Origin of the sequence: Tropicimonas sediminicola (genome assembly GCF_900188335.1) — a bacterium.
Lineage (GTDB): Bacteria > Pseudomonadota > Alphaproteobacteria > Rhodobacterales > Rhodobacteraceae > Tropicimonas > Tropicimonas sediminicola.
The window spans coordinates 283,676-308,315 of sequence record NZ_FZOY01000005.1; the positions used below are offsets into that span (position 1 = coordinate 283,676).

Below are 24,640 nucleotides of genomic sequence, written 5' to 3' on the forward strand. Positions count from 1 at the left end.
GAGGCACAATCGACCTGCGGGCATCAGTGGTGTGTTCAGGACCAACCTGCAGTTGCATCGCAAAGGTAGGCCCGCCGGAACACCGGGTAGGGGAAGGCCCCCGCCTGCGTTTCAGGCGGCGGTGCCCAAAGGTCTGCCTCCTTGCGGACCATCCATTCGAGCGTGTCGCGGAGCGATTTGTCCTCCGGCAGCGTGTCGCCTGCGGTCAGGAACAGCAGGAAGACGGCGTCGGTCGCGGCGGCGGCCTGTTCCAGTGCCGGTAGCGCGGCGTCCGGGGCGTGGCGCAACACGGTGCAGCGGTCGGTCTCGGCCGTGGCCGCCAGCAGCGCCGCGTGTCGGGCGCCCTCGTCCTCCGGGTCATCGGTGTACAGCAGGATGGTCTCGAAATCGCGAAAGGGCGAGCGGGCGAGCGAGGCCAGCGTGCGCGCAAGCCGCTCGTCGGGTTCCTCGGCCCGCATAACGATGCCGAGCGGCAGCTCGCCGGAGATCAGCAATCCCCAGAGCCGGCTGATGTCTCGGTCCCAGTCGGGGGCGTAGGTCAGGCCGCGGCGCTCGAAATAGCGCCGTCCCGCCTCGGCGAAGCGTGCCCGCAAGTCCGGGTCGGAGATCGCGAGGCTGCGCTCGAAGACGAGACGCGTGGCGATGCGGGCCATCGCCCGTTCCCGCCCGGGGCGCTGCGAGGCCGCCATCGTCCGGTCGATCAGTTCGAGCACGTCGAATTGCTCGAATACGCGCTCGGAGCTCTCGCGGGTGATCTGCCCCTCGCGCCCCTGGGTCTGCCAGTAGAGCGGCTCGGGGACATAGGCCAGCCTGTCGGTCCGCCGGGCGCATTCGTAGAAGAACGGGTGATCCTCGTAGTAGATCCCCTCGACGAACTCCATCCCGGCGATCAGTTCGCGCCGGTAGAGCTTGTTCCAGGCCGAGGGGAAGTGCGGGATCACGTCCGTCCAGTCGTCGAGCCGGAAAATCGCCGGCCCTGGATGGTCGACGGCGGGATGGGTCCGGCCGTGGATCGCCGGATGGTCGAAGGCGGTGCCGTTGGCGAGGCAGAAGCGCACCCCGCAGGCAGCCCAGTACGCGCCCGTCTCCACCAACGCGCCGAGCAGGTTGGCGAGGTAGCTCGGCGCGATCCGGTCGTCGCTGTCGATGAAGCCGATATAGGCCCCGCGCGCGATGCGGAGACCGGTGTTGCGGGCCGCCGACAGGCCCCCGTTCGGTCGCGTGACGACATGGAACCGGGGATCGAGCCCGATGGCGTTCCAGACCGCGATGAGGCTGTCGTCAGTGGAGCCGTCGTCGACAACGATGACCTCGAAATCCTCGAAGGTCTGTCGCATCAGGCTGTCCAGGCAGGCGCCGACATAGCCAGCAACGTTGTAAACCGGAACGATGATCGAAACCATCGGGTCCGGTCCGTGCTGGCCCAGAGGTGTGGTCGGCGTCACTTTCCCCCCATCGTCGTGTTGCGCTGCGCGCGCGCCGGCGTCAGAGCGGCGGCTTGGCGAATGCCGGCATCTGCGTCCCGCTCGCCGCATGTTGCAAGAAGGCGCGGCCGGTGTCCAACGCCTCGCGGATCGTCACATCCATGTCGAGGTAGCGGTAGGTCCCGAGACGCCCGACAAAGGTCACGCCGGTTTCGGCATTCGCCTTCTCGACATAGGTGCCCAGCATAGCCTTCTCCTCCATCAGGCGGATCGGGTAGTAGGGAATGTCGTCGGGGCCGCATGCGCGGGAGAACTCGCGATAGCACACCGTGCCCTCGTGCTCTTCCCAGGGCGAGAAATGCTTGTGCTCGGTGATGCGGGTGTAGGGCACCTCCACGTCGCCATAGTTCATCACCGCGCAGCCCTGGTAGTCGCCCGTGTCGGTGAACTTCTCGAAATCGAGGGTCCGGTAGCCGAGCCGACCGAGTTCGTAGTCGAAATAGCCGTCGAGCGGGCCGGAATAGAACACGTGATCGTATTCGGCGGCCTGTTCCCGGGTGAACCGGGTGTTCAGGTGCACGGTAATACCGGGATGGTCGAGGATACGTTCCACCATCTGCGTATACCCGTTCTCGGGCATGCCCTGGAACTTGTGGAAGAAGTAGTTGTCGTCGTAGTTGAACCGCACCGGCAGGCGCTTGAGGATCGAGGCTGGCAACTCGGTGGGCGAGCAGCCCCACTGCTTGATCGTGTAGCCCTTGAAGAAGGCCTCGTAGAGGTCGGGCCCGACAAAGCGCAGCGCCTGCTCTTCGAAGGTCTGCGGATCCTCGATCGACTTGTCGGCGATTTCCTCGATGAAGGCGCGCGCCTCGTCGGGGCGCATGGTCTTCTCGTAGTACTGGTTGATCGTGTGCAGGTTGATCGGCAGCGAGAATACCCGCCCCTGGCTCGTCGTCTTCACCCTGTTCTTGTAGGGCAGGAAGGTCTCGTACCGGTTCACGTACTCCCAGACCTCGGCATCGTCGGTGTGGAAGATGTGCGGGCCATAGACGTGGACCATCACGCCGGTCTCGGCGTCCCGCTCGGTATGACAATTGCCGGCGATGTGATCCCGCGCGTCGACGATCGTGACGCTGTGTCCTTCCTCGGCCATCATCCGTCCGATCACGGCGCCGGACAGGCCGGCGCCGACCATCAGCAGGTTCATCTTGGTCATTATCTGCTCGCTTTCCTGTTTCCGCCTTCGCCCGGCCTCATCGCGCCGGGCGAGGGGCCGCCCGCGGTCTACTCAGCCGCGGCGGCCTCCGCAACCGGAAGCGTGCGGCCGCGGCCGTCGATGAGGTCGCGATAGATGCCCAGAAGCTCGTCCTCGTGCTTTTCCATCGAGACCGGGGGCATCGCGTTGGCCCAATAGGCATCGAGGTCGATCTCGCCCTCGAGAATGGCGCGGATACGCTGGTGGAAGCTCTCGAAGCTGTTGGCGCGGAACACCATCTCAGGCGTGTTGCCCAGTTCCTGCGCGCCGCCGAGGTTGCTGGTCAGCAGCGGGATGTGGCGGGCGTGCATCTCGATGGCGACCTGGGGAAGGTTGTCTTCCCACTGCACCGGCACGACGCCCACATCGACCTCGGCCAGCAGCTTGTCGAGTTCGTCGTGCTTGTAGCCGTCGGCGTGCAGGATCTCCTTCACGTTGGAGGAGGCCTTGTGCATCAGCTGCACGGCCTCGTGGTCGCCTGTCCGGGCGCACACCACGACGCGCACGCGCTCCGCGAGTGATTTCGGAAGCGTGGCGAGCGCGCGCATCAGGAAGTAGAAGCCCTTGTCACGCCGCATGTAGCCCATGTAGGCGAGGGTCAGCGTGCCATCGGAATTCAATAGTGACTGCTTCGGGGTGGTCTTTTCCCAGAGTTCGGCGTGCTTGGTCCCGATATAGCTGGTCTGGAGCAGCTCCGGTGCGATCCCGAACTTGGCCGCGACCACGCCAACCCGGTCCGAGACGCACAGGACGCGGTCGCAGTTCTGGTTGATGATCTCCACCACCCGGGCGCGCCGCGGCCCGAACGTCTGCGCATAGCCCTTGACCGGCTTGAGCGGGCCCCTGACCGCCACGTTGCCATCGCGGGAGGTGCGGCCGAAGGCCAGCACGTCGCGGCTGCTCTTCGACCAGCTTTTGGAGACCCGCAGAGCCTTGGACCAGAAACGCACCGCCAGGCCGAAGCCACGCCGGAACAGAAATCCGCCGGGCTCGATGCCGGCCTTCTTGAAGCGGTAGGCGACGGCGTTCGCCAGCCGCACCTCGTCCGGGTAGGGCTGCCATTCCAGGCAATCCCCGCATTTCTCGCCGCCGCGGAAATCGATGCAGTTCTCGCGCTCCTGGTACCACAGGTTCACCTGCGGGCAGACCGGGAAGTAGTTGTGCAGCGACAGGATCACCCGGGTCTCGGGGAAACGTTCCTTCAGTCCGACCAGGGACGCCGGGATGCCCTCGAGGTTGTTGAAATGGACGATGTCGAACGGGCCGTTCTTTTCCATGAAGTCGTAAAAGGCCTCGACCGTGGCCGGGTGCTCGATCTGGGCGTCATGGCCGAAGGAATGGTGTCCGGGGGCCAGCGCGCCGGAGTTGATGATCTCGAACCGCAGGTCACGGTCCTTGCGCGGCCCGTGCTGCACCTTTTCCCAGCGGGGTTTCGGTTCGAGGATGTCGTAGGAGATCCCGGAGGACACGAAACGGACGTCGACGCCGTCTTTCGCGCCGAGATGCGTCATCAGGTTCTTCAGGTAGACCGAAACGCCGCCGCCCCGATTCTCTGTGTCGAGGTAGTCGACCCAGTTGTAGTAGAGAATTTTCATCTTCAAATGCCCGCCATCGTTCTTGTCCTGATACCGGCGCTGCAGGAAATGTCGATGCCCCGCGCCCTGCTCGTCGTGTTTTTACTGGGTGTAGCGACTGCACGCAGCGGTGCAATGCCGTAGCTTCCGATTTCGGCGCGAAGCCGCCTCATCCGGAGGCCGAATGCGACGTGTGCGCCGCATCTGCATAGTGCCCGAGCAACTCCCGGATATGTGCATCGAGCGAGACCGGAGTCATGGCGCCCGCCCAATAGGTCTGCAGGTCGATCTTGCCGTCGAGGATCTCGGCGAGCCTGCCGTGAAGGCTCTCTATATCCTCCGAGCGAAAGACCATGCCCGCGTGGCGCCCCAGTTCCTGCGCCCCGCCGCGGTCGGCGGTCAGCAGCGGGATGTGGCGGCTGTGCATCTCGATCGCGACCTGAGGCAGGTTGTCTTCCCAGAGCACAGGTACGATGCCGAAGTCGGTGTCGGAGAGAATTCCGTCCATCTCGTCGTGCCGATACCCGTCGTGCCAGGTCAGCGAGGCAAAGCGTGCGCGCAGCCGGTCGAAGGTGGCGAGCGCCTCGGGATCGCGCCCGGCGGCGGCAAACACCAGGTGCAGCCGCGCCGCGAGATCGTCGTCGAGCGCCTCCAGCGCGTTCAGAAGGAAGTAGAATCCCTTGTCGCGGCGCATGTAGCCCAGATAGGCCATCTTGGCCGTGCCGTCCGGGCGCAGCAGGGTCTCCTTCGGGGCCGTGCGGGTGAAGAGCGCGGCGTGGTCGGAGCCGATGTAGCTGGTGTGCAGCAGGCCCGGTGTGATCCCATGGGCCTGCGCGATCTGCCGGACCCGGTCCGAGACGCAGAGAACCGCGTCGCAGTTCTCGTTGATCAGCGAGACGAAGCGCGCCCGGCGCGCGCGGAACGCTTCGGCCCGCTGCGACGCGTCGCGGGCTGCCGGTTGCGGGGCCGAGGCCGCCTCGGCCGCTGCCGCGCGGCGGCGTGCCGAGGCCAGCTTGCGGATCGCCTTGATGCCGGCCCGCATCGCCGGCCGTGCGCCGTGGTCGTAGAGCTTCGTGCCCGGCCCGATCCCGCCCTTCTGCAGGGTGAAGCTCGCCGAATTGGCCAGCCGCACCATCCGCGGGTCGGGCTTGAAGGGCAGGCAGTCGATGCAGTTCGCGCCGCCGTTGAAATCGTCGCAATGGGCGGTTTCGCGGTGCCAGAAGTTCACCTGCGGGCAGAACGGATAGTAATTGTGCAGCGAGAGCACGAACCGCGTCCCGGGCAGCGATTTCCGGAGTTCCAGAACCTCGGCCGGAATTCCCTCGAGGTTGTTGAAGTGGATCACGTCGAACGGGCCCTGGGAGGCCACGAAATCGGCAAAGGTCTCCACGGTGGCCGGATCGGAAACCTGCGCGGGGTGGCCGAAGGAATGATGCGAGGGCGACATGCAGCCGGAATTGACGATCTCGAACCGCCGGTGCCTGTCCTTGGCCATGCCATGCGTCGCACGGCTCCAGCGCGGCTTGCGGTTGCGGAGATCGTGCGCGAGCCCGCTGGACAGGAACAGGCACTCGACATCGCCTTGCTGGTCGAGATGGGTCAGCAGGTTGCGCTGATACTGGCTGACGCCGCCGCCCCGCTTCTGATCGTCGAGGTAGTCGACCCAGTTGTAGTAAAGGATCTTCATGCCGGCGGGCGGTCCTTCCGGGATGGCGCGACGGCGTTGGCGGCCAGCGGGGCCGCGCCGTCAGCGGTTCAGGATGTCGCGGTGGAACCGGTACAGGAACAGAAGTCCCAGAACAAGGAAGACCATCGCGAGGCCGAGCACGTAGATCGGGGAGGCGTAGGTGGCGTCATAGGTGGCAAAGAAGCCTCGCCGCATCAGGCCGATGATGTGCACCAGCGGGTTGTACCAGAGCATGTCCTGGTACTGCCAGGGCACCTCCTCGAAGATGTAGAGCACGCAGGACAGCAGCAGGAGCGGCCGTGTCAGGATGCCCCAGGCAGAATCCCACAGCGGCGAGATCGAGAACAGGAAGGCGTTCATCGTCCCGATTCCCAGCCCGAAGATCGCCGCCAGTCCCAGCGACAGGGCGATCGCCGGCACGTCGCGGATCGTGGAGAGGTTGAACAGGATATGGATGCCCGCCATCAGGATGAAGAACACCATCAGCTGGGTCAGGAAGTTCAACAGGAACCGGGCGATGATCGCGTCGGTGAACTGCACGCCGGGATATTGCAGCAGCGACCGCGAATACCTGAGCGAGGACGAGATCTTTCGCGCGGTGGACATCGCGAGGGCAAATGGCAGGAAGCCGGTAGCGTAGAACAGCGGGAAGTTCGACCCGAGCGAGGGCGTGCGGATCTTGAGGCCGACCGCGATGACCAGCGTGAACATCGCGATCGCGCCCACGGGTTCGAGAATGGCCCAGATATATCCACCCGGGCTGCGTCCGTAGGTCGTCTGCATCTCGCGCATCATCAGCGCCAGCACGGTGCGCGGCGTCTTGAAGGGGCGCGGCCGGGAGGCGGGCTTGAGGATGAGGGACGATGTGTCTGGTGAAGTGTCTGTCATGGGGCCGTCGGATTGCGCCACTGGATTAACTTGGCCGGACTATGTAGGAAGGAGCGAAAGTCTACCATGGCTTTTGTTGCTTTGCAGGAACGAACAGTGAGCAAAAACGAAGCAGCCGAGCCTCGCAGTGCTCAAGCGCCGACGTCCGGAAAAGACACCGACAGGCTAAAGGTGCCCAAGGTTGGCGTACCCTCGGAGGGTGCGGTGCTGAAAGTGTTGCGCAAGGAACCGCCGTTGCGCGATCCGTCGAGCCCGCAGTCACGGCCGGAGGCGGAGGGGTCCGTGCCCGAATCCGCTTCGGAGGCCGTGGACGACCAGGAACACGCTGAGGCCACTGACGAATCCTCCGAGGATGCCGGCGAGAAGCGCAACCGGAAGCGGATGCTCCGCAGAGCGGCGCGATCCGCCGCCAAGGAAGCCGCGCTCGAGGGGCCGGGCGCCGAAGCCGTCGTGCGTCCGCGCAAGGGCCGGGGCCGTGCCGGCAAGGCAGGCGATGAGTCGGCTGCGTCCGAGGCCGGTGCTGGCTCTGCCGGGGCGATGTTCGTCTCGGCCCGTTCCTCTTCGGAGGCCGAGGCCGTCGCCGCGCCTGTTGCTGAAACGGCGAACGAAGCCGATCAGGGCAATTCCGGCGATGGGGGCCGCGCCGCGCGCCGCCGTCGGCGCAGGCGTGCGAAGGTCGACCCGCTGACCGTGTCGCCGCCGCGGCCTGGTGCGCCGCCGATTCCGGTGATGCCGCCCGCGCCCGCCGCGCGGCGCCAGAAGCGCCACATCGGGATTCTCCTGAGTTTCGTACTCTTCGTGATCGCACCGGTGGCCGTTGCCGCGTGGTATCTCTACGAGCGCGCCGCCGACCAGTACGCGTCGAGCATGGGCTTCTCCGTGCGCAAGGAAGAGGCGGCGAATGCGGCGGAGGTGATCGGCGGCATCGCCGGCTTCGGTGGCGCCGACACGTCGGACACCGACATCCTCTACGAATTCATCCAGAGCCAGGCGCTCGTGGAGATGATCGACGAGAAGCTCGATCTTCGGAGTCTCTACTCCAAGCCGGAGAACGACTGGTACTTCACCATCGATCCGGAGGCGCCGATCGAGAAGCTGGTCAGCTACTGGCGGCGCATGGTCACGATCTATTACGACGGCGCCTCGGGGCTGATCGAAATCCGGGTCCTGGCCTTCACGCCGGAGGACGCCCGGACGATCTCGCAGGCGATCTTCGACGAAAGTTCCAACACGATCAACAAGCTGACCGCCGTGGCGCGCGACGACACGACGCGCTATGCCCGCGACGAACTGGGGCTGGCCGAACAGCGGCTGCGCGATGCGCGTTCTGCCCTCACCGAATTCCGCGCCCGCACCCAGATCGTCGACCCGGCGATCGACGTGCAGGGTCAGATGGGCCTGCTGACCACCCTGCAAAGCCAGCTGGCGGAAGCCCTGATCGAACTGGACCTGCTGCTCGACAACACCCGCGAGGGCGATCCGCGCATCCGCCAGGCGGAGCAGCGGATCACCGTGATCGAGAACCGCATCGCCGACGAGCGCAGCAAGATCGGCATCGGCGAGACCAGCGCCGGCACCCAGGCCTTTGCGTCGCTGGTGGGCGAATACGAATCGCTGATCGTGGACCGAGAGTTCGCCGAGCAATCCTATCTCGCCGCCCGGGCCAACCTCGACGCGGCGCAGGCAGAAGCTCAACGCCAGACCCGCTATCTCGCCGCCTACACGCAACCGACATTGGCGCAGAGCTCGGAATATCCGCAACGCGAGATGCTGCTGGGTGTGTTCGGTCTGTTCGCGCTGGCCGCATGGTCGGTCGGGGCGCTGATCTACTACAGTATCCGGGACCGTCGCTAGGACGCGCGCTTTGATCCGACTGACGAACCTGACCAAGTCCTTCTACACGGCCGGGCGCCGCAAGGTGATCCTCGACAACGTGAACGCCGTCTTTCCGACCGGCGAAAGCGTTGCCCTGCTCGGGCGCAACGGCGCGGGCAAGTCGAGCCTGATGAAGATCATCGCCGGCACCATGAACGCCGACAGCGGCATGGTCAGCTCCGATGGAACCATCTCATGGCCGGTCGGCTTTTCCGGCAGCTTCCACGGCGAATTGACCGGAGCCCAGAACATCCGGTTCATCGCCCGCGTCTACGGGGTCGAAACCGACGCCCTGCTGGAATTCGTCGCCCATTTCGCCGAGCTGGGCGACCATTTCCACATGCCGGTGCGCACCTATTCCTCCGGAATGAAGTCCCGCCTGGCGTTCGGGCTCTCGATGGGCGTGGATTTCGACACATATCTTGTGGATGAGAGCACCGCCGTGGGGGATGCGGCCTTCCGCGCCAAGAGCAAGCAATACTTTCTCGACCGGCTCGGCCGCAGCAGCGCGATTGTCGTCAGCCACGGCATCAAGACGCTGCGTGACATCTGCACTTCCGGTGCGGTGCTGGAGAATGGCAAGCTGGTATACTACGACAGGGTCGAGGACGCGATCGCGCACCACCAATACAACATGAACAGCACCGAAGATGAAGAAGACGAAGTCTGAGCGCCCATCGAAGGCCGAACGTTTCCTGGTTACCGGGGGCTGCGGCTTCATCGGTGCGGCCCTGTGCCGGCTCCTGAGGGAGCAGGGCGCGGAGGTGGTCGTGCTCGACGATCTCTCTTCGGGCGATCCCACCCGGCTGCCGCCTGACGTAAAACTGATCCGCGGCGACATTTGCGACAGGGTCGCGGTCGACCGGGCGCTCGACGGCGCGACCGGGGTCTTTCACCTCGCCGCCGTCGCCTCCGTGGAACTCTGCGCGCGCAACCCCGATGCGACGCGCCGAACCAACCTGCACGGGACGTCGGCGCTTCTGGATGCGGCGGGAGACCTGCCCTTCGTATTCACCTCTTCGGCGGCGGTCTATGGCGAGCAGGTCACACTGCCGATCGACGAGGATGCGACGCCGGCGCCGATGTCTTCCTATGCAACCGACAAGCTGGGCAGCGAGCAGCATCTGCAGGATGCGGCGCGGGAGCGCGGCGCGCGCTGCGTGGCGCTGCGCCCGTTCAACATCTTCGGCCCCGGTCAGGCGCCGCGCTCGCCCTATACCGGCGTTCTGACCCGCTTCGTCGAGAGCGCCAGCAGCGGCCTGTCGCTGAGCGTCAACGGAGATGGTGGCCAGACGCGGGACTTCGTGCACGTGAACGACGTGGCGCGCGCGCTCAGTGGCTCCATGCAGGTGGCCTGCAAGGCCGAGCGCGGCTATTTCGCCGCGATCAACATCTGTTCCGGGCAGGGGATCTCGATTCTCGAGCTGGCGCGGCTGGTGAACCGCCTGGCGAATTCGCGGGCGCCGATCTCCTTCGGTCCGGAGCGGCCCGGCGACATCCGGCATTCCACCGGCGACCCGACGCTCGCGGAAACGGCCATCGGGTTCCGGGTGGAAATGCCCTTCGAGGCCGGGATCGCCGAGATGCTTGCGGGCCGCGCGGACCGTCTCGCCGCTCGTCAGGGCGCGCCGGGCTGACGCCGGCGCCGCCGATTTCCGCCTAGCGGGCGGACATCGTCGCCTGAACCGCCCGTTTCCAGGCGGCGTAGCGCGCATCGCGCCGGTCTTCCGCCATATCCGGCTCGAAGCGGCGGTCGCAGGACCAGCTCTTGGCGAACTCCTCCTGATCCGGATAGAGCCCGGCTTCCATTCCCGCCAGCCAGGCCGCGCCGAGCGCGGTGGTCTCGAGGATCTCCGGCCGGTCGACCGGCGCGCCGATGATGTCGGACAGGAACTGCATTCCCCAGTCGCTCGCCGTCATGCCGCCATCGACCCGCAGCACCGCGCGGGCGTCCTCGGCGGGCCAGTCGGCCTGCATCGCCTCCAGCAGGTCGCGGGTCTGGAAGCCGACGCTTTCCAGCGCCGCACGTGCCAGCTCGGCCGGGCCGGTGTTCCGGGTCAGTCCGAAGATCGCGCCGCGGCAGTCGGAATCCCAGTAGGGCGCGCCGAGCCCGGTGAAGGCGGGCACCAGGATGACCTGTTGCGAATCGTCGGCGGCGAGGGCCAGGTCCTGCGATTCCGCCGCCGTCTTGATGATCTTGAGCCCGTCGCGCAGCCATTGCACCACAGCGCCCGCGATGAAGATCGAGCCTTCGAGTGCATAGGTCGGCGTGCCGTTGAACTGGTAGGCGATCGTGGTCAGCAGGCGGTTGCGCGAGGTGACGGGCGTGTCGCCTGTGTTGAGCAGGGCGAAGCAGCCGGTTCCGTAGGTCGACTTCAGCATGCCGGGTTCGAAACAGGCCTGGCCAATGGTGGCGGCCTGCTGGTCGCCCGCGACGCCCAGGATCGGGATCGGTTCACCAAAGATCTCGGGCAGCGTCTCGCCGAAATCGCCGGCGCAGTCGCGCACCTCGGGGAGCATCCGGGAGGGGATGTCGAGCATCTCGCAGATCGACCGGCTCCAGCCGCCCTTGTGGATGTCGTAGAGCAGCGTGCGCGCGGCGTTGGTGGCGTCGGTCGCATGGACCGCGCCGCCGGTCAGCTTCCAGATCAGGAAGCTGTCGACAGTGCCGAAGAGCAACTCGCCCGCCGTCGCCCGGTCGCGGGCGCCCGGCACGGTGTCCAGCAGCCATTTCAGCTTGGTGCCCGAGAAATACGGGTCCAGCAGCAGGCCGGTCTTTTCCGTCACCATCGCCTCGTGGCCATCGGCGCGCAGCGTCTCGCAGATCTGTGCGGTGCGGCGGTCCTGCCAGACAATGGCATTGTGGATCGGCTCGCCGGTCTCCTTGTCCCAGACCAGGGTCGTCTCCCGCTGGTTGGTGATGCCGATCGCCATGATGTCCGTGGCGCCTATGCCGGCCTTGTCGATCGCCGCGCGGCAGGTGCGCAGCACGGTGTCCCAGATGTCGGCCGGCGCGTGCTCGACCCAGCCAGAGGCCGGGAAATGCTGCGTGAACTCCTCCTGCGCGACGGCGACGATCTTCATGTCGCGGTCGAACAAGATGGCGCGGCTCGAGGTCGTGCCCTGGTCGATGGCGAGAATGTGGGTCATGTTCCTGCCCTGTCTGTCCTTCGCCGGCGCCTGTCGGGCGCCGACCTCCTCCTGAATGGTCTGCAGACTGGCACGTTCCGGCGAAACCGAAAACCTGCCCAAGCCGATTTCGTCAGTCTGCCGCAGCGGTCTCCCGCCGCGCGCTCATCCAGCGCGCCAGCGCAGCCGCCTCGTCGTCCGAGAAGCGCAGCCCCAGCTTGCTCCTCCGCCACAGAACGTCGTCCGCGGTTCGGGCGAATTCCTTGTCCATCAGCCAGGCGACCTCGCGCTCGCTCAGCCCGTGGCCGAAATCGGTGCCCAGATCTACCACGGTCGCCGCCTCGCCGAGGATCTGCCGCGCCTCGGTGCCATAGGCGCGCACCAGTCGCCTCGCAGTGGCCGCGTCGAGGAATGGGAAGGCCGCGCTCAGGTCGGCGATCAGGGCTTCGACCCCGTCGACCGGGAAATCGCCACCGGGCAGCGGGGCATTGGCCGTCCACTTGCCGGTGCCGCCGGGCACGTGGGCGGCGATCTTCTCCATCGCGGCTTCGGCGAGCTTGCGATAGGTCGTGATCTTGCCGCCGAAGACGTTGAGCAGCGGCGCGCCGCCGTCGGTGTTGACGCGCAGCACGTAGTCGCGGGTCGCGGCCGTGGCCGATTTCGCGCCGTCGTCATAGAGCGGCCGGACGCCGGAATAGCTCCAGACGACGTCTTCCTGCTTGATCGGCTCCTTGAAATAGCTCGAAGCCAGCGCGATCAGGTAATCGCGCTCCTCCTCAGTGCAGACCGGCCTGGACTCCGGGTCGGCGTGTTCCTTGTCGGTCGTGCCGATCAGGGTGAAATCCGTCTCGTAGGGGATCGCGAAGACGATCCGACCGTCGCCGCCCTGGAAGAAATAGCACTTGTCGTGATCGAAGAGCCTGCGGGTCACGATATGGCTGCCGCGCACGAGGCGGACGTTCTCGCGGGTGTCGATGTCGAGCACGCCCTCGATCACCTGCTTCACCCAGGGGCCGCCGGCATTGACCAGCATGGCTGCATGGACCTCGCGCGTGGCGCCGGTCTCGGTGTCGGTCAGGGTGATCGTCCAGCCATTGTTCTCGCGGCGCGCGGCGGTGACCTTGGTGCGGGTCATGATCTGCGCGCCCCGCGCCTCGGCATCGCGCGCGTTGAGCACCACGAGCCGCGAATCCTCGACCCAACAGTCACTGTATTCGTAGGCCTTGCGGAATTTCTCGTTCAGCGGCGCGCCGACCGGATCCTTCGTGAGATCGACGGCGGTGGTGCCCGGCAGGATCTTTCGCCCGCCGAGGTGGTCGTACATGAAGAGCCCGGAGCGGATCATCCAGGACGGACGCTGTCCGCGCGTCCAGGGCATGGTCCAGCCGAGCAGGCGGGAAGCGGGGGAGTCCCCGTCGAACCGCATGTCCTCGTGGTAGGGCAGCACGAAGCGCATCGGCCAGCTGATATGCGGCATCGCCCGGAGCAGAACCTCCCGTTCGACCAGCGCCTCGCGCACCAGCCGCACCTCGAAATACTCGAGATACCGCAGCCCGCCGTGGAACAGCTTGGTGGAGGCCGAGGAGGTGGCGGAGGCGAGGTCGTCCATCTCCGCCAGCCCGACCCGGAGCCCGCGCCCGGCGGCGTCGCGTGCGATGCCGCAGCCGTTGATCCCGCCGCCGATGATGAAGAGGTCGAAAGTGCCGTTGGCCGCGTCGTTCTGGGTCATGTCCCGCTCCGGTCCGAAGTTCAGTCCGTCATCAGGACTAAAACCACGAAGCGCCTGAGTCGGTCAAACGAATATGTTCGTTTGCGTTCGGTTTTGCGCTATTTTCGGCAGATGCGGATCGGATTGGGGTGGAAATCACAAGGGACTTCCGTCTGCGCACAATTTCGAACATATTTCGCGCATGGCGCAGAGTTTTCGACAAACCGACATCCTCGACCTCGCCCGCCGTCACGGAAAGGTGACGGTGGAGGAGCTGGCAGAGCGTTTCGGCGTGACGCTTCAGACCATACGCCGCGACCTGACCGAGCTCGCCGAGGCCGGGCTTCTGGATCGCGTGCACGGCGGTGCGATGCTCCCGTCGGGCGTCAGCAACATCGGCTACGAGGATCGACGCGGGCTGAACACCGAGGCCAAGGCCGCGATCGCCGCCGCCTGTGCCGCCGCGATCCCGCACGATTGCTCGGTTTTCCTGAACATCGGCACCAGTACCGAGGCGGTGGCCCGGGCGCTGCTGCAGCACCGCAACCTGATGGTGATCACCAACAACATCAACGTCGCCAACATCCTCGTCGCCAATCCGGACGCGGATATCATGGTCGCCGGGGGCATGTTGCGGCGGGCGGATGGCGGTCTGACCGGGGCGCTGACGACGCGGGCGATCGAGCATTTCAAGGTCGATGTCGCGGTGATCGGGTGTTCCGCGCTCGACCAGGATGGCGACCTGCTGGACTACGACATCGAGGAGGTGAACGTCTCTCGCAAGATCCTCGCCCAGGCCCGGGAGAGCTTTCTCGTGGCCGACCATTCCAAGTTTCACCGGACCGCGCCGGCCCGTATCGCGTCGCTGAGCGAGATCGACATCTTCTTTACCGACGTGCCGCTGTCGCCCGCGCTCGGCCAATTGTGCCGGGACTGGGGGACGGAGGTGAAGGTAGGTCAGGCGGTCAGAGCTTGAGCGCCCATTCCAGCGCGTCGTCGAGCCGGTCGTCGCCCCAGAAGACCTCTCCATCCACGACGAAGCTGGGCGAGCCGAAGATGCCCAGATCCATCGCCTCTTCCGTCGCCGCCTGAAGCTCGCGGACGATCCGCTCCGACTGCGCGTCTGCCAGCACCTGCTCCGGATCGCGGCCGATCTCGGTGAGGCTGGCGCTCAGATTCGGCTCCTCGCCCGCCGCTTCCCCGGCCTCGAACCAACGCCGATAGGTGGCGCGGGTGTATTCCTGCACCCAGCCGTCCTCGACCCCGAGGATGGCGACCTGGTTGGCGAGCACCAGCCCCTCGAGCGGGTAGGGCACCGGGAAGCGCGGCGTGAGGCCATAGCGCTCCGCGCGGCGTTCGATGTCGCGCCACATGTAGGCGCTTTTGACCGGCTTGCCCTTGAACGGGATGTTGCCCTGTTCGACCATAACATGCCGGACGTTGAACGGGCGCCAGCGGAACGCGACACCGGACGCCTTGGCAACCTCGGGCAGTCGCATGACGGTCAGGTAGCTGTAAGTGCTGCCAATCGAGTACCAGAAATCGATCACCGCCACGGCCGACCCTCCTGCGCTTGCGTCGCGGCCGAGGGTACATGAGCGGGGTGAAGCGGGCCAGAAAACTCGGCCCGGCCGGGGTCAGACCATCCGGATCACGTCCTTGTTGATCGCCAGCACATAGCCCTTGCGAGCGATGTTGCGGACCAGCAATTCGCTGACCATCTGGTTGCCGAGCGAATCCCGCAGCCGCTTGATCCGGGTCGCGCCGGCCGCCTCCTCGCAATCCTCGGGTCGGCGGCCCTGGATCATGGCTTCGAGTTGCGCGCCTGTCAGAACCTCCTCGTCCATCCGCGCCTCGGCCAGCACCGCGAGCGTCTCGATCGCGGCCTCGGTCAGCTTGAACTCCATGTTGTTCAGCAGAACGATCCGCTCTTCGCGGCTGATGATCAGGTCCGTCACCTGGATGCCCTGCCGCTCGATCTCGCCCATGCGACGGTTGAGCGCGACGATCATCAGCAGCAGCACCAGCGCCGCCACCAGCAGCGCGGCGGCAAAGACCAGCAGCACGAAGATGATCTGGCGGTAGCTTTGCAGCACGTCGGCAAACGAGGTCCCGCTCTCGGCGAGGATCTCCAGCAGCTTGATCTCGGCCTGCGAGGTCAGGTCGTTGTTCTCGACGAAGATCCGCTCGACGCGGGCGTTGAACGCGTCCGCATCCGGCAGGTTGAGAAACAGCAGGCCCGCCGCCAGGACGAGGATGCCGACAATGGCCGCGACGCCATATGTGACCACGCGGTTGCCGGCGCGCAGCGTCTCAGTAACGGAGATGGAACTTTCCGGCACTCTCTTTCCTCTCGTCCAGCCCGCTTTCGTCGAAGACACCGAGAACGGTCAGCAATGTCCAGCCGTCCGATGCGATACGTCGGGTGATCTGGCGTTCCGCGGCCGCCTTTGTGCAGGCGTCCCCGTTGAGCTCGATGGTGCCGTAATGCAGCCGAAGCGGGTCGTCCCGCTTGGCCTTGTAATCGGCGTAGCAGCCGGCCGCGGCGGGCCCGGCCGCCAGCGTCAGCACCGCCGCGAGGGCGGAAAGGAAGGGTGCGTGTCTCATGCGCCGACACTGGGTCGGATCGCGCGGATATTCAATAACGCAAGGCTCCGGACGGGGGCGTTATCCGATAACGCCCGGCCGATATTGCCCGATTTCGCGGTTTGCCCGGATGGTCGGATCACACCGCCCGTGGACCTGTCCGCAGGCTTCGCACCGCCCGAACAGATCAGGAGCACACCATGTTCAAGAGCATTGCCGCCACCGCCCTTTCCGCAACCCTCGCACTGGGCATCATTGCGCCCACGCCTGCCGCCGCGCAGGGGATCGACCAGAACGACCTTCTCAAGATCCTGCTCGGCATCGGCACCGTCGCGCTGATCGCCAAGGCCGTCGACGAGGCCAACGATGACGACGACAAGAAGAAGAAGGAAGTTCATGTCCACCGAGACGTGACCAAGGTGATCAAGCGTCCGGCGCCCGCGCGCAATGTCGAGGTCCAGCCGCAGCCGCGTCGCGTCATCGTCCAGGAGCCGAACCGCCGTGTCGTGACCCGCGAACCCGAGCGCAAGCCCACGCGCGTGGAAGAGGTGCAGCGCGTCATTCCGAGCGCCTGCCAGCGCACGTTCCGCGTCGACGGCGACAACCGGGTGTTCCTGACCCGCAACTGCCTTGAGAGCGAGGGCGTCCGCACCACGAGCCTGCCGAACCAGTGCGAGCGCATTCTCGACATGCCGGGCGATGTCCAGAACCGCCGGGTCTGGAACCGCGGCTGCCTGGAGAGCAACGGCTACCGCATTCGTTGAGGCCAGGGCGCCGGCCGGTACAAGGCCGGTTCCCGGGAGCAGGGCGCGGGCGACAACTTGCAAGCCGCGCCTGACTGGCGGGGGGCATGTGCCTCCCGCCATTTTTCGTCTTGCGCCCGGCTGCGTGGTGGCGAGGGTGGGGCGATGACGACACCGGACCTGACATTCGAGATTGCCGCCTGGGAGGCCGGCGCGCGCTGCGTCGCGGGCGTCGACGAGGTCGGGCGCGGCCCGCTGGCCGGCCCGGTGACCGCCGCCGCCGTGGTGCTGGACCGGGCCGCGATCCCCGCGGGCCTGAACGACAGCAAGATGCTCTCCGCCCGCCGCCGCGAAGTGCTGGCCGAGGCGATCCTGGCGACGGCGCAGGTGGCGATCGTTCATGTGGACGTGGAGGAGATCGAACGGCTGAACATCCTCGGCGCGGCGCAGCTCGCAATGGTGCGGGCCGTGGCGCAGCTCAGCCCCGTTCCCGACCTCGCGCTCGTCGACGGCAACCGCCTGCCGGCCGCGCTGCCCTGCGCCGGGCAGACCTTGGTCAAGGGCGATGCGCGCTGTCTGTCAATCGCCGCGGCCTCGATTGTGGCCAAGGTGGCGCGCGATCGCATCATGGTGGATTTGGCGCAACAACACCCCGGCTACGGCTGGGAACACAACGCCGGATACCCGACTCCGGAGCACAAACGGGCGCTTCAAAATCTTGGTGTGACCCCACATCATAGACATTCCTTCGCGCCCGTCCGCAATATCTTGTATCAAGGGAAATCGCCAAGCCCTTGATTCAATAAAGAATTTGACGGCGATTCGCCGATGAATCATTCTGTCTTCAACACGACGCCCACCAAAAACAGGGCGCGGGACAGAGGCAGACATGATGAAAACGACGACGAAAGCAGCGGCTCCGACGCTGCCGCTGAACACGATCCTTGCCGGTGACTGCATCGAGGAGATGAAAAAGCTCCCCGAGGGGTCAATCGATCTCATCTTTGCCGACCCGCCCTATAACCTGCAGCTCAAGGGCACGCTGCACCGCCCGGACAATTCCATGGTCGACGCCGTGGACGACGCCTGGGACAGCTTCTCTTCCTTCGCAGCCTACGACAGCTTCACCGAGAAGTGGCTCGCCGAGGCGCGGCGCCTGCTGAAGCCCGACGGGGCGATCTGGGTGATCGGCTCCTACCACAACATCTTCCGCGTCGGTTCGCGGATGCAGGATGCGGGTTTCTGGATTCTCAACGACGTGGTCTGGCGCAAGTCGAACCCGATGCCGAACTTCCGCGGCAAGCGGCTGACCAACGCCCACGAGACGATGATCTGGGCCAGCAAGTCCGAGAACGGCAAGTACACGTTCAACTACGAGGCCCTGAAGTCGCTCAACGAGGGCGTGCAGATGCGCTCCGACTGGGTCCTGCCGATCTGCAACGGGCATGAGCGTCTGAAGGATGCTAAGGGCGACAAGGCGCACCCGACCCAGAAGCCCGAGAGCCTGCTGCACCGGGTGCTCGTGGGCACCACCAACCCCGGCGATGTCGTGCTCGACCCGTTCTTCGGCACCGGCACCACCGGCGCCGTGGCCAAGATGCTGGGCCGTGATTTCATCGGCATCGAGCGCGAGGCCGATTATCGCAAGGTCGCCGAGAAGCGGATCGCCAATGTCCGCCGGCTGGAGCGCGAGGCGCTGCAGGTGACGACCTCCAAGCGCGCCGAACCGCGCGTGCCCTTCGGCCAGCTGGTCGAGCGCGGCATGCTGCGCCCGGGCGAAGTTCTGACCTCGCCAAACGGCAAGGCGGCCAAGATCCGTGCCGACGGCACGCTGATCGCCAATGACACGCGGGGATCGATCCACCAGGTCGGCGCCGCGCTCGAGGGCGCGCCCTCCTGCAACGGCTGGACCTACTGGCATTTCAAGCGCGACGGCAAGCCTGTGCCGATCGACGTGCTGCGCCAGCAGATCCGCGCCGAGATGCAGGTCCGCCCCTCCTGAATTCCTGACATTCCGAAGTTACCGCCGGTGCCTGTGGCCTGACACGAACGGCACCTACTGGCCCCGCCTTGTCTCAAGGCGGGGCATTTTTTGGTTTCGGCGGGTCGGATCAGGCGGGAATGCCGGGGACGACGCTACGGCGGATCTCGGCGCCGTCGCGGCCGGGCGGAGCGCCGAACATGCGGCGGTACTCCCGGCTGAACTGCGACGGGCTTTCGTAGCCGATGGCGAAGCCGATCTGCGAGACGTCGGCCCCCTCCGCCAGCAGCAACCGCCGGGCCTCCTGCAGGCGCAGCTTCTTCTGGAACTGCACCGGTGTCATCTGCGTGGCAGCCTTGAAGTGCCGGTGGAAGGTCGCCGCGCTCATGCCGGCCAGCGCCGCGAGGTCCGGCACGTTGAGAGTCTCGGTGAAATTCTCCCGCACCCAGGCGATGGCCTGTCCGATCCGTGCGGTGCGGCTGTCGGCCAGCCCGATCTGCCGCAGCATCGGCCCGTGCGGCCCGTTCAGCAGGTGCCAGACGATCTCGCGCCGGATCATCGGCGCCAGCACCGGGATGTCCTGCGGCCGCTCGGCCAGCGCCATCAGCCGTTCCATCGGGTCGATCAGCTCTTCCGCAAGGGGCTGCACGTTGAGCGCCGTAGGCTCGGGGGCGGCGGCGGGCTCGGTGCGGGCCTGTTCGAGCAGCAGTTCGGCGACGCAGCCCGGGTCGATGTCGAGCACGGCGGCGATATAGGGTTTCTCGGGCGAGGCATCGACGATCTCGGCCCGGATCGGCACCTCCAGCGACGTGATCAGGCATTTCCCCTCGTCGTAGCGGAAGCTGCGATCTCCGAGCTGGCTGACCTTGGCTCCCTGCAGCACGATGCAGAGCGAGGGGCGGTAGACGCCGTGGATCGGCCCCATCGGCGCTTCGGTCACAGCCAGCAACAGGCCGGGAAGCGGGGTTTCGCGGCCGTGGGCTTGCCAGAGCCCGAGGGCGCGGGATTTCAGGGTGTCGAGGCGGGCGTTTTCCATGGCGTCAGGCTACCCGATTGCGCGCGCCATGACAGGGCGATGTTGGCCGATTGAGAGGATCGTGCAGGATTTCGCGAGGATCGGCGTGGCGGGCGAGGGGCCTCGTGCCCCAGATAGGGGTCATGCCGCGGCCCCCCCGGGCCCGGCGATTTCTTGAGAGGATGTTATCATGCGCTACCGTCGCCTCGGCCACAGCGGCCTTTTCGTCTCCGAGCTTTGCCTCGGAACCATGACCTTCGGCGGGTCGGATGACATGTGGGGCCAGATCGGCCAGCTGCAGCAGGAAGAGGCCGACAGCCTCGTTCGCACCGCGCTCGACGCCGGCATCAACTTCATCGACACCGCCAACATCTATGCCACCGGCAGGAGCGAGGAGATCCTCGGCCAGTCGCTCCGCAACCTCGGGGTCGCCCGCGAGGACGTTGTGATCGCCACCAAGGTGCACGGGCCGATGGGCGAGGGGCCGAACGCGCGGGGCTCGTCGCGCGGGCACATCATGGACCAGGCCAAGGCCAGCCTGAAGCGGATGCAGATCGACCATATCGATCTCTACCAGATCCACGGCTTCGACCCGGCGACCCCGATCGTCGAGACCCTGGAAGCGCTCGACACGCTGGTCCGCCAGGGGCACGTCCGGTATCTCGGCCTGTCGAACTGGGCCGCCTGGCAGATCGTCAAGGCCGTGGGCATCGCCGAGGCCCGGCAACTCGCGCCGATCGTGTCGCTGCAAGCCTACTACACCCTTGCCGGTCGCGACCTGGAGCGGGAGGTGGCGCCGGCGCTTCTGTCCGAAGGCATCGGTCTGATGGTCTGGAGCCCGCTCGCGGGCGGTTTCCTCTCCGGCAAGTTCGACCGCGATGGCAAGACGGCCGAGGGCCGGCGGGTCAATTTCGACTTCCCGCCGATCGACAAGGAACGCGCCTATGACGCCATCGAGGTGATGCGCGAGATTGCCTCCGCCAAGGGCTGCACGGTGCCGCAGGTCGCGCTGGCCTGGCTGCTGCACCAGAAGGTGGTGACCAGCGTGATCCTCGGCGCGAAGCGGGTCGACCAGCTGATCGACAACATCGGCGCCGCCGACGTCTCGCTTGCCGCCGAGGAGCTTGCGGCGCTCGACGCGGTGACCCGGCTTCCGGCGGAATACCCGGGCTGGATGCTCGAGCGTCAGGGCGAATACCGCGCCCACATGATGGAGGATGCGCGCGGCTAGCGCGGCATCGGCGTGGTGCCGAGCTTGTAGGGCGTCCAGTCCTCGATCTCGGGATAGAACTGGCGGCGCCACGCTCGCACGCGCGGGTTCATCCGGCGCCGCCAGAGCGGCGGCACCATCGCGACGAACCCCATGACCGGATAGCCGAATGGCAGTTGCGGTGCCTCGTCGGTGCTGTAGCTCTGGAGCAGCGGGAAGCGGCGCGCGGGCTTGTAATGGTGGTCGGAATGCCGCTGCAGGTTGATCATCAGCCAGTTGGTCGCCCGGTGCGCGGCGTTCCAGCTGTGGCGGGGCTGGACGTGCTCGTAGCGGCCGTCGCCCAGGTGCTTTCGGGTCAGCCCGTAATGCTCGACGTAGTTGACCAGCTCGAGTTGCCAGATCGCGACGAAGGCCTGCCAGAGAAAGAACCCGAGCCCCGGCCATCCGCCGATCAGCAGCGCCGCACCGAGGAATCCCGCCTGCAGCAGGGCATAGCGCCAGAAGGGGTTCGACAGGTCGTGCCAGCGCCGCCCCTTGCGGGCCAGCAGCGCCGCCTCGGCCTCGAAGGCGGAACGTGGGCAGTCGCGGAGAACGCGCGCGAAATAGCGATGGAACCCCTCGTTGTAGCGGGCGGTGACCGCGTCGCGCGGGGTGCCGACGTAGCGGTGATGCACCAGCAGGTGCTCGGTCCGGAAGTGGCTGTAGAGCGCCGAGGCCATCAGGATGTCGCCCAGCCAGCGTTCGAGCCGGTTGGACTGGTGCATGAGTTCGTGGGCATAGACGATGCCTGTGGTGCCGGCGACCAGCCCCATGCCGAAGAACACGGTGATCTTCTCGGTCCGGTTGAGGTGGTCGGCGTCGGGTACATAGGCCAGCAGGCCGAACAGCAGGCAGACTTGGATTGGCGCCCAGATCAGGGTGATCAGCCGATACCAGAAGAGGTCGCGGTCGCCTGTCTGCGGGTCGGCATTCTCCTCGTAGAGCCCGGTCAGCAGGTCGAGAAAGGAGAAGAGGCCCCAGGCATAGAGCGGCAGCGAGGCCACCCAGATCCCGCCGCGCGTCGCCGACAGAATGGCCAGCGGCACGATGAGCAACGACAGCCAGAACGGCGCCGCCCTCTGGAACTGCGCAACCTGTTGAGCGGGTATCATCTCGAACCTCCGCAGGGGCCTGTGCCCCGTCGCGCCGCAGCCTAAGCCTGGCCGCGGCCCGTTTCAAATGCGACCGGTTTGCCCTGACGCAAGGTCCCAGACCTTGCGCATCACCGTCGGCAGGGAGGATGGGCGGAACTCGTGCCGGTCGACGAAGCTGCCGCGGTCGGGGCGGGCGTCGGCGGGCACCTCGGCCAAAAGCACGGCGAGCCGAAGGTGGAAATGGGTGAAGGTATGCCGGACCTCGCCACCAAGCGGGCGCCAGTCGGCCTCGAGCGGCGGCGCCGGGCTCGGCGCGTCATTCCACTCCGTGCCGGGCCAGCCGAGCATGCCCCCCAGCAGCCCGCGGTCGGGCCGGGTCTCCAGCAGAAGCGCCCCGTCTGCCCGACGCACGACATAGGCGATCCCCTGGCGTATTGGCTTGGGTTTCTTCGGGGTCTTGCGGGGAAGCTCCGCGGCGCGTCCGGCGGCGCGTCCGGCGCAGCCCGCCATCAGCGGGCAGATCCCGCAGGCCGGCGACGTCGGGGTGCAGATCGTGGCGCCGAGGTCCATCATCGCCTGCGCATGATCGCCCGGGCGCCTTGCGGGCGTCAGCCGTCCGGCGAGCCGCGTGAGCTCCGGCTTGGCCGCGGGCAGCGGCGTGTCCACGTCGAAAAACCGCGCCGCCACCCGTTCGACATTGCCGTCAACGACCGTTTCCGGGCGGTCGAAGGCGATGGCGGCGATGGCGGCTGCGGTGTAGGGGCCGATGCCGGGCAGCTCGCGCAGGGCGTCCGCCTCGTCGGGAAATCGTCCGCCGTGATCGTTGGCCACAGCGCGGGCGCATTTCAGCAGGTTCCGGGCGCGCGCGTAATAGCCGAGCCCGGCCCATTCGGCCATGACGTCGCTGTCCTCGGCTGCCGCTAGCGCCTCCACGGTCGGCCAGAGCGCCAGGAAGCGCAGGTATTTTTCCCGCACGGCGGCCACGGTCGTCTGTTGCAGCATCACCTCCGACAGCCAGACCCGGTAGGGATCCGGCACGGCGCCGTCGCGGCGCGCCAAGGGCGAGACCCGCCATGGCAGGTCCCGCGCATGTACGTCGTACCAGTCCAGCAATGCCGTGCCGGCCTCGCTCGCGATCTCGTCACGCAATCTTTATGCCCCCGTCCACTGCGCCTCTGGCCCCCGCCGGGCCAGTGGGTAAGATAGGCGCAACCAGAGCAGAAGTCAGGCCATGACCCCGCGCACGACCGATCCGACCAAACCCAGCCGACGGATGCGCGGCTTCGAGCGGACTTCGAGCCTGCTCGGCACCCGCATTCGACAGGCGACCGAGAAGCGGGGTTTCTCGGAATCGCGGCTGCTGACCCATTGGGCCGAGATCGTCGGCGAGGAGATCGCCGCGGTGGCGCGCCCGGTGTCGGTCGGCTACGGCAAGGGCGGATTCGGGGCGACCCTGACGGTGCTTACGACGGGCGCCCACGCGCCGATGCTCCAGATGCAGGAGCCGCGCCTGCGCGAGAAGGTCAACGCCGTCTACGGCTATGCCGCGATCTCGCGCATCCGCATCACGCAGACTGCGCCCACCGGCTTTGCCGAGGGCCAGGTCGAGTTCGCGACGGCCCGGAAGGCGGCGCCGATCACGCCGGACGAGGGCTGCCGCCAACGCGCGGCCGAACTGGCGGACGGGGTGGCGGACGACACGCTCCGCAAGGCGCTGGCCTCCCTCGGGGCGCAGGTTTTCAACAGAAAAAAGAGACAATCGGAGACACCCGAATGAAACGTTACCTCTCCATGGCGGCCGTGGCCGCCGTCGCCGCGACCGGCGCCGGATACTGGATGAGCCAGCAGGCCAGCACGCCGGTCAGCATGGCGGACCTCGTGCCGGCAGCGAATGCCGCGACGGGCTCGGAGATCGTCGAGATGTCGATCGGCAACCCGGACGCCTCGGTTAAGGTGATCGAGTACGGCTCCTTCACCTGCGGCCATTGCGCCAATTTCGAGAAGACGGTCTTCCCGCAGCTCAAGAAGGACTACATCGACACCGGCAAGATCCAGTTCACCTACCGGGACGTCTACTTCGACCGCTACGGCCTCTGGGCCAGCATGGTCGCGCGCTGCGATCCGATGCGCTACTTCGGCGTGCAGAACCTGGTGTTCGAGGACATCTCCGCCTGGACCAGCGGCGAGCCCGCTCAAGTGGCCGACAATCTCCGCCGGATCGGCCGCCGGGCCGGGCTGACCGACGATCAGGTCAACGCCTGCATGCAGGACGCAGAGAAGGCGCAATCGCTCGTGGACTGGTGGGAAGCCAACGCCAAGGAGCACGACATCAACGCCACCCCGAGCTTCATTATCAACGGCGAGAAGTATTCGAACATGAGCTACGCGGATTTCTCGAAGCTTCTCGACGAGAAGCTGGAGGAGTGAGCTGA

Annotated in this window: 23 protein-coding genes; 10 read left to right on the forward strand and 13 right to left on the reverse strand. The window is 66.5% G+C overall.

Translation table 11 applies throughout. The annotated features are described in order from the left end of the window. Positions 1-35 precede the first annotated feature (35 nt). The 5 genes from CHB86_RS14805 to CHB86_RS14825 all read right to left on the reverse strand — a co-directional run bounded on the left by CHB86_RS14805 (position 36) and on the right by CHB86_RS14825 (position 6,828). On the reverse strand, positions 36-1,445 hold the full coding sequence (locus tag CHB86_RS14805; protein WP_176442890.1) for a glycosyltransferase family 2 protein: 1,410 nt from the start codon (positions 1,443-1,445) through the stop codon (positions 36-38). A 40-nt stretch (positions 1,446-1,485) separates the two neighbouring features. Then, positions 1,486-2,631, reverse strand: a complete 1,146-nt coding sequence (gene glf, locus CHB86_RS14810) for a UDP-galactopyranose mutase (RefSeq protein WP_217898323.1) — start codon at positions 2,629-2,631, stop codon at positions 1,486-1,488. A 77-nt stretch (positions 2,632-2,708) separates the two neighbouring features. Then, the gene (locus CHB86_RS14815) at positions 2,709-4,274 is read right to left on the reverse strand and encodes a glycosyltransferase (protein WP_089233832.1); all 1,566 of its coding nucleotides are present in this window, start codon (positions 4,272-4,274) and stop codon (positions 2,709-2,711) included. Between the two features lie 148 nt (positions 4,275-4,422). Further along, positions 4,423-5,940, reverse strand: coding sequence for a glycosyltransferase (locus CHB86_RS14820; protein WP_089233833.1), 1,518 nt, complete (start codon positions 5,938-5,940; stop codon positions 4,423-4,425). A gap of 60 nt (positions 5,941-6,000) precedes the next feature. Next, positions 6,001-6,828: an ABC transporter permease gene (locus CHB86_RS14825; protein WP_089233834.1), complete on the reverse strand. Its 828-nt coding sequence runs from the start codon at positions 6,826-6,828 to the stop codon at positions 6,001-6,003. 282 nt (positions 6,829-7,110) lie between these two features. Here CHB86_RS14825 and CHB86_RS14830 point away from each other — a divergent pair, with 282 nt between their 5' ends. From CHB86_RS14830 to CHB86_RS14840, 3 genes are read left to right on the forward strand one after another with little or no spacing between them, the layout of a single operon-like run. Continuing rightward, entirely contained in the window at positions 7,111-8,682 is a 1,572-nt protein-coding gene (locus CHB86_RS14830) for a KpsE/RkpR family capsule polysaccharide export protein (RefSeq protein ID WP_245837986.1), read from the forward strand. Positions 8,683-8,692: 10 nt separating this feature from the next. Next, the gene (locus CHB86_RS14835; protein ID WP_089233835.1) at positions 8,693-9,373 is read left to right on the forward strand and encodes an ABC transporter ATP-binding protein; all 681 of its coding nucleotides are present in this window, start codon (positions 8,693-8,695) and stop codon (positions 9,371-9,373) included. Continuing rightward, complete coding sequence (locus CHB86_RS14840; protein WP_089233836.1) at positions 9,354-10,340, forward strand: NAD-dependent epimerase/dehydratase family protein; 987 nt, start codon at positions 9,354-9,356, stop codon at positions 10,338-10,340. The genes CHB86_RS14835 and CHB86_RS14840 overlap by 20 nt, the downstream gene beginning before the upstream one ends. Before the next feature lie 22 nt (positions 10,341-10,362). On the opposite strand, the gene glpK is transcribed toward CHB86_RS14840, so the two are convergent. Together glpK and glpD are read right to left on the reverse strand one after the other, a co-directional pair. Then, positions 10,363-11,853, reverse strand: coding sequence for a glycerol kinase GlpK (gene glpK, locus CHB86_RS14845; RefSeq protein ID WP_089233946.1), 1,491 nt, complete (start codon positions 11,851-11,853; stop codon positions 10,363-10,365). A 112-nt stretch (positions 11,854-11,965) separates the two neighbouring features. Further along, on the reverse strand, positions 11,966-13,561 hold the full coding sequence (glpD, locus tag CHB86_RS14850) for a glycerol-3-phosphate dehydrogenase (RefSeq protein ID WP_089233837.1): 1,596 nt from the start codon (positions 13,559-13,561) through the stop codon (positions 11,966-11,968). A 181-nt stretch (positions 13,562-13,742) separates the two neighbouring features. Between glpD and CHB86_RS14855 the strand changes: the two genes are divergently transcribed. Beyond that, positions 13,743-14,516: a DeoR/GlpR family DNA-binding transcription regulator gene (locus CHB86_RS14855; protein ID WP_089233838.1), complete on the forward strand. Its 774-nt coding sequence runs from the start codon at positions 13,743-13,745 to the stop codon at positions 14,514-14,516. Here the strand turns inward: CHB86_RS14855 and CHB86_RS14860 are convergent. The 3 genes from CHB86_RS14860 to CHB86_RS14870 all read right to left on the reverse strand — a co-directional run bounded on the left by CHB86_RS14860 (position 14,506) and on the right by CHB86_RS14870 (position 16,147). Beyond that, complete coding sequence (locus CHB86_RS14860; protein WP_089233839.1) at positions 14,506-15,096, reverse strand: 2-hydroxychromene-2-carboxylate isomerase; 591 nt, start codon at positions 15,094-15,096, stop codon at positions 14,506-14,508. The two genes, CHB86_RS14855 and CHB86_RS14860, sit on opposite strands and share 11 nt — an antisense overlap. A gap of 81 nt (positions 15,097-15,177) precedes the next feature. Further along, positions 15,178-15,882 carry a winged helix-turn-helix domain-containing protein gene (locus CHB86_RS14865; RefSeq protein WP_089233840.1) on the reverse strand — a complete coding sequence of 235 codons (705 nt, stop codon included), beginning with the start codon at positions 15,880-15,882 and terminating at the stop codon, positions 15,178-15,180. Continuing rightward, positions 15,854-16,147: a hypothetical protein gene (locus CHB86_RS14870; RefSeq protein WP_089233841.1), complete on the reverse strand. Its 294-nt coding sequence runs from the start codon at positions 16,145-16,147 to the stop codon at positions 15,854-15,856. Before CHB86_RS14870 ends, CHB86_RS14865 begins: the two co-directional genes overlap by 29 nt. A 179-nt stretch (positions 16,148-16,326) precedes the next feature. Here CHB86_RS14870 and CHB86_RS14875 point away from each other — a divergent pair, with 179 nt between their 5' ends. From CHB86_RS14875 to CHB86_RS14885, 3 genes are all read left to right on the forward strand, one after another. Continuing rightward, the gene (locus tag CHB86_RS14875) at positions 16,327-16,890 is read left to right on the forward strand and encodes a hypothetical protein (RefSeq protein WP_089233842.1); all 564 of its coding nucleotides are present in this window, start codon (positions 16,327-16,329) and stop codon (positions 16,888-16,890) included. 144 nt (positions 16,891-17,034) lie between these two features. Further along, the gene (locus CHB86_RS14880) at positions 17,035-17,667 is read left to right on the forward strand and encodes a ribonuclease HII (RefSeq protein WP_089233843.1); all 633 of its coding nucleotides are present in this window, start codon (positions 17,035-17,037) and stop codon (positions 17,665-17,667) included. Positions 17,668-17,761: 94 nt separating this feature from the next. Then, the gene (locus tag CHB86_RS14885; RefSeq protein WP_089233947.1) at positions 17,762-18,871 is read left to right on the forward strand and encodes a site-specific DNA-methyltransferase; all 1,110 of its coding nucleotides are present in this window, start codon (positions 17,762-17,764) and stop codon (positions 18,869-18,871) included. Positions 18,872-18,980: 109 nt separating this feature from the next. Here CHB86_RS14885 and CHB86_RS14890 read toward each other — a convergent pair whose 3' ends face one another. Next, positions 18,981-19,886 (reverse strand): AraC family transcriptional regulator, encoded by a 906-nt coding sequence (locus CHB86_RS14890; protein ID WP_089233844.1) that lies wholly within the window; start codon positions 19,884-19,886, stop codon positions 18,981-18,983. Positions 19,887-20,055: 169 nt separating this feature from the next. On the opposite strand from CHB86_RS14890, the gene CHB86_RS14895 reads away from it, so the two are divergent. After that, a complete protein-coding gene (locus tag CHB86_RS14895) occupies positions 20,056-21,096 on the forward strand; it encodes an aldo/keto reductase (protein ID WP_089233845.1) in 1,041 nt (346 codons plus the stop codon). Here the strand turns inward: CHB86_RS14895 and CHB86_RS14900 are convergent. Beyond that, entirely contained in the window at positions 21,093-22,226 is a 1,134-nt protein-coding gene (locus CHB86_RS14900; protein ID WP_089233846.1) for an alkane 1-monooxygenase, read from the reverse strand. The two genes, CHB86_RS14895 and CHB86_RS14900, sit on opposite strands and share 4 nt — an antisense overlap. Positions 22,227-22,289: 63 nt before the next feature. After that, positions 22,290-23,357 carry an A/G-specific adenine glycosylase gene (gene mutY, locus CHB86_RS14905; protein WP_089233847.1) on the reverse strand — a complete coding sequence of 356 codons (1,068 nt, stop codon included), beginning with the start codon at positions 23,355-23,357 and terminating at the stop codon, positions 22,290-22,292. 82 nt (positions 23,358-23,439) lie between these two features. Between mutY and CHB86_RS14910 the strand changes: the two genes are divergently transcribed. Beyond that, positions 23,440-23,985: a DUF721 domain-containing protein gene (locus CHB86_RS14910; protein WP_089233848.1), complete on the forward strand. Its 546-nt coding sequence runs from the start codon at positions 23,440-23,442 to the stop codon at positions 23,983-23,985. Then, positions 23,982-24,635 carry a DsbA family protein gene (locus CHB86_RS14915; protein WP_089233849.1) on the forward strand — a complete coding sequence of 218 codons (654 nt, stop codon included), beginning with the start codon at positions 23,982-23,984 and terminating at the stop codon, positions 24,633-24,635. The genes CHB86_RS14910 and CHB86_RS14915 overlap by 4 nt, the downstream gene beginning before the upstream one ends. Positions 24,636-24,640: the final 5 nt, after the last annotated feature.

Coding starts and splice junctions, on each gene's coding strand:
- glf (WP_217898323.1), bottom strand. CDS start 2,631: ATGAACCTGCTGATGGTCGGCGCCGGCCTGTCCGGCGCCGTGATCGGA.
- CHB86_RS14815 (WP_089233832.1), bottom strand. CDS start 4,274: ATGAAAATTCTCTACTACAACTGGGTCGACTACCTCGACACAGAGAAT.
- CHB86_RS14820 (WP_089233833.1), bottom strand. CDS start 5,940: ATGAAGATCCTTTACTACAACTGGGTCGACTACCTCGACGATCAGAAG.
- CHB86_RS14825 (WP_089233834.1), bottom strand. CDS start 6,828: ATGACAGACACTTCACCAGACACATCGTCCCTCATCCTCAAGCCCGCC.
- CHB86_RS14840 (WP_089233836.1), top strand. CDS start 9,354: ATGAAGAAGACGAAGTCTGAGCGCCCATCGAAGGCCGAACGTTTCCTG.
- glpK (WP_089233946.1), bottom strand. CDS start 11,853: ATGACCCACATTCTCGCCATCGACCAGGGCACGACCTCGAGCCGCGCC.
- glpD (WP_089233837.1), bottom strand. CDS start 13,561: ATGACCCAGAACGACGCGGCCAACGGCACTTTCGACCTCTTCATCATC.
- CHB86_RS14855 (WP_089233838.1), top strand. CDS start 13,743: ATGGCGCAGAGTTTTCGACAAACCGACATCCTCGACCTCGCCCGCCGT.
- CHB86_RS14870 (WP_089233841.1), bottom strand. CDS start 16,147: ATGAGACACGCACCCTTCCTTTCCGCCCTCGCGGCGGTGCTGACGCTG.
- CHB86_RS14875 (WP_089233842.1), top strand. CDS start 16,327: ATGTTCAAGAGCATTGCCGCCACCGCCCTTTCCGCAACCCTCGCACTG.
- CHB86_RS14880 (WP_089233843.1), top strand. CDS start 17,035: ATGACGACACCGGACCTGACATTCGAGATTGCCGCCTGGGAGGCCGGC.
- CHB86_RS14885 (WP_089233947.1), top strand. CDS start 17,762: ATGAAAACGACGACGAAAGCAGCGGCTCCGACGCTGCCGCTGAACACG.
- CHB86_RS14890 (WP_089233844.1), bottom strand. CDS start 19,886: ATGGAAAACGCCCGCCTCGACACCCTGAAATCCCGCGCCCTCGGGCTC.
- CHB86_RS14895 (WP_089233845.1), top strand. CDS start 20,056: ATGCGCTACCGTCGCCTCGGCCACAGCGGCCTTTTCGTCTCCGAGCTT.
- CHB86_RS14900 (WP_089233846.1), bottom strand. CDS start 22,226: ATGATACCCGCTCAACAGGTTGCGCAGTTCCAGAGGGCGGCGCCGTTC.
- CHB86_RS14910 (WP_089233848.1), top strand. CDS start 23,440: ATGACCCCGCGCACGACCGATCCGACCAAACCCAGCCGACGGATGCGC.
- CHB86_RS14915 (WP_089233849.1), top strand. CDS start 23,982: ATGAAACGTTACCTCTCCATGGCGGCCGTGGCCGCCGTCGCCGCGACC.